The sequence below is a fragment of the Mesotoga sp. genome (assembly GCF_035363035.1).
In the GTDB taxonomy this organism is placed as follows: Bacteria; Thermotogota; Thermotogae; order Petrotogales; family Kosmotogaceae; genus Mesotoga.
On sequence record NZ_DAOSEH010000133.1, the window covers coordinates 1 to 3,947 of the forward strand.

Genomic DNA, 3,947 nt, shown 5'->3' on the forward strand with positions numbered 1-3,947 from the left:
AAGAAGAATCGAAAAAGTTCGAGAACAAGAAACTTGCCAAAAATCACGAAGAGAACGGCGTATTCAAAATCATTCAGTTTCTCGAGAACAGGCTAAAGCCGGAGCAAGTCGTTGTGGCATTGCAGGGTCTTTCGTTCTTCGGGAAAATACCCGATTTAAGAACAGAATTTGAGCGCGAAGGATTCCAGAAAGAAAAAGAGTACCCAGTACGCAAATATAAGAAGAAATACAACGACGATGAAGAACTCAGTTGTGATCTGAATAAAGTACTGAAGAGTCCGTGTTCATACAACGACATTCGTTTCTTGGCCGGAGAGACCGATAGTCTCCAGCAAATACTTAACACAGGATATATAGTATCAGATGTGGAGTACATTGTTTTTCCGGATAGGCCAGAAGGTTTTTCGAGAGACAACGAACCGGCAATCTATGGGTTTCTTAAGGCGCTTACCGAAAATGCTTTCAGCGAGTACGGAATTATTGTACACAAGAGACCAATGTATTACACAGGCGATAACATAGAAAGCCTTTCGAAAGCGTTCACTGAGATCTGGACAATCCTCGACAAAATCCGAGAAGATTACCCTGAAAAGGAAATTCTCATTGATGTGACAGGCGGGCAGAAATATCCCGGAATTATGGCTTCACTATATTGCATTTTCAACAATCTACCCTTCTTCTACATATTTGAAGGAGAGGTCAGTCTTGCTAAGTTTCCCCCAGTACCTGCTAGCTGGGATTTCGGAGCGATTGACGAGGCTCTTGCTGCATTCAATTCTATTCTTGTTGGGAACGCCGTTGACAGTTCAGAAAGAAATCATCTGAAATACTCAGAGTATTGCTCGCTACCGGAGACGTTCAGAAATCTATACACCGCAAGCAGTAATGAAAGCAATCTCACGAGTTCTCTTCCACTACACGTAATTGAAAGCAAGTATAGAAAAGCTAGAGGCCTTCCCTTCGGATATGGCGAAGACTTCTTGCGCTTGCTAGATGACAACAAGTGTACGGAAGAACGCAAAAAACTTACGAAAGCTTACAAAGAATACCTCAGGAAAATGATTCGAGAAGTCTGGTCTCTCCAGTGGATTGGCGATCAGATACCCGAGACCGTTGAGCACTCTCAGCGCCATAGCAAGAGACTTATGGAGTTTACTGTCAATCTTATAAACACTATCGGTGAAGAGAACTTCCTCAATGGTGTCCCAAAGAGCTTGAAAAATGAGTTCTATTTTGTGCTTGCCATAGCGATGAACGTTCATGACCTCGGGCACACGAAGCTTAGTTATAAACTGGGAGACGGCCGCATATTGCCACTTGACAGTCTTCCGTGCGTAGTAAGAGATCTCCACCACGAGCTCTCATACCAGATGCTGGAAGATGATGATAGATTCAAGCTCTTCGGTGAAAGGCCAGACACATGTGAAGAAAAAACCTGGGAGAAGATCAAGACTGCCGTGAAGCTGGTAACCAGATACCACAGAGAATATATGCCCATTAATGGCAACCCTAGCAAGTTGAAGGAGATAGTGAAGATCCTTTCGCTAGAACCGGAACCTCTAGAAGAGGTTGTCTCAGCTCGCTTCGAAGAGGAAGACTGGCAGAGACTAACGATAATGGCTTCTAGATGGCTAAAGTTTATTGACGGAACTGATGTTCAGTCAGACAGAACCGTCGAGCCGAATTACTTCAAGACGCGTGTTTTGAGAACAATTACCGAAATCGAAGCTCTAGGCATGGAGCTAGAAAGTAATATCGAACTCTCAACATCTATTAAGAAAGAAGTATCCGATCTTGTAAAGAAAGTAGGCGAGCTAAAAGCATCATTCGAAGACTCCGAAAACAATGCGAAGAAAAGAGAGCTAGCTGAAGCAATAAAGAACAAGGCAGAAGCTCTCGAGAAGGCTAGTGTTTACCCAATGATCCAGAAGAGAATCGACGAATGCAAGGGTGCGATTATAATGCCAAACTGGCTGAAGCTTCTCTCTAAGCTCTCTTTTAAGGCTCTTCAGTTCACGCATTTCGAGAAACACAACATGGTGAATTACGTTTACCCGAGATTTTTCATGGAAGAGAGCCTGTTTGGAAACACCGATCGTACTCTTCGCCTGAGTATCAATATCCAGAAAGACAACAAAGATGATATGAACTCGATTCTGGAGATCATCGACAAAGTCAAAAAGGACATTGTGAAGGAGTTCAAACACTCTGGCCTGAATAAATTCGCAATAAAAACCATAAAAATGGAGGTAACACCCTTGAGTGAAAAGATACTTATTACCCCTCTCGGAACATCTCCGGGAGTGCTTTACACACTTATCAAAAGGCTGAATCCCGACAGAGTAATAGTCATCACCTCGAAAAAGGGTGAGGAGAATCTCCCGGAAATATGCGAAAAAGCCGGCTTCGACCAGAATAAAATCAAAGCTTATCTTTTCGATGATCCTTATACCGGCTTTGACAAGATCTCTGATGTTATTAAGGAAATGATCTCGGACTTCACAATCGACATCGGCTCAAGAATAACCGTAAACCTTGCCGGTGGCACATCCTTCCTTCAGTATGTCACGGGTGAATTTTCGGAGGTACTGGAATCGAAAAAACTCGATGTAACAAAGGTTTTCGCAGTAGATAGAAGAGATTTTGCGCTCCAGAAAGCCGAACCATATGTTGTCGGCGAAGTTGTCGAGCTGCCCGGAGAAGACTCATGGGAAAGATAAGGAGAATAATTACAAACGTCGGAGCTACTATCTGGCAGAGAATGGTAGGTGAGCTTAAGAACACGGCTGGAGAACTCACGGGAAACAACATTCTTAATCACATCAGAAAGATGAGTATAGATCAGCAGAAGAAAATATCCCCGGAAATCAACGGGCTGGAGACCTTCGGAATAAGTAGAGACGATCTCCTCATATTCATCGCGACGAATACCGAAGTGTCTAAAGCATGCATGGAAGCTCTCACAGAATATTACAGATCCAGGGGGATCAGCGTCGTGACCAGAGTCGTTGAAGGTTTGACCGACGATTTTAGCACATCTTTCAAAAAGGGAATCGCAGAGTATGTTGATCTTATCATCAGCTTCTTTGATAGAGGAGAACAATGGTCGTACGACAACTATTTCAATGCCACTTCCGGATACAGATCGTTGATTCCATACACAACGATAATCGCATCGGTTTTTGATTCGAGAGTGTTCTATCTCTACGAGAACTCGCCATTCTTGCTTGATCTTCCACCCTTCCCGATAAACTTTGACTTCGGGATAATGGAGCAACATTCGACTTTCTTTGAAAAAGTCGAGAACGATTGCGTTCCGGTCAGAGAAGCGCGAGAGGAGTTTGGATATGAACTTTTCACCAAAATAGTTCCGCAAGTGTTGCTTGAAGAAGATGGACTTGTCTATCTCTCGAACTTTGGGAAAATCCTCTGGGGGAGGTACACTGTCTCGAACCCCGAAATTTACTTCAGCGATTCGGCTCAGAAAGTAATAAACAGAGATCCTATCTATCTCGACTATGTCAGAAAGATGCTCAGAGGAGAGGCCGAAGCCGAACACTATCTTCACGAATACTCTGGAGACGCTCAGTGCTATAAATTTCCAGCGAAAGGGGTCAGGATATTCTACATAAGAGAGGGAGATGGACCCTTCAAAATAGCTGCCATACTTCCTAACCATGACGAATACGAGAGGTATATCAAAACAAAACAACGTGAAAGTAGCCTTAGCTACACAAAAACCAGAATAAATCTCTGAAGTTAAGGAAAAATCCTAATTCACAGGCGAACGGCATAACCTGTCAACTCTAATCTCTGTTAACTTTAGATAGAGGGCGAGACAGAAGAGCGAGATCCCGTATAGGATCATTACGGGATGACATTAGTGGGGTATTACGGGATGACAGTCTTACTCCCTTCCCGTCATTCTGGCATGTTCCTAGCCAGAA

The 3,947-nt window shown here is 43.5% G+C and carries 2 protein-coding genes; both read left to right on the forward strand.

All coding sequences use genetic code 11. The features are described from left to right. The first annotated feature begins 113 nt into the window (after nucleotides 1-113). Entirely contained in the window at nucleotides 114-2,720 is a 2,607-nt protein-coding gene (locus PKX57_RS11520) for a hypothetical protein (protein ID WP_472417454.1), read from the forward strand. Continuing rightward, nucleotides 2,708-3,757, forward strand: coding sequence for a CRISPR-associated protein (locus PKX57_RS11525; protein ID WP_472417456.1), 1,050 nt, complete (start codon nucleotides 2,708-2,710; stop codon nucleotides 3,755-3,757). The genes PKX57_RS11520 and PKX57_RS11525 overlap by 13 nt, the downstream gene beginning before the upstream one ends. Nucleotides 3,758-3,947 lie beyond the last annotated feature (190 nt).

Bases quoted from the DNA above. Each gene is read 5' to 3' on its own strand.
- PKX57_RS11525 (WP_472417456.1), top strand. From the start codon at position 2,708: ATGGGAAAGATAAGGAGAATAATTACAAACGTCGGAGCTACTATCTGG.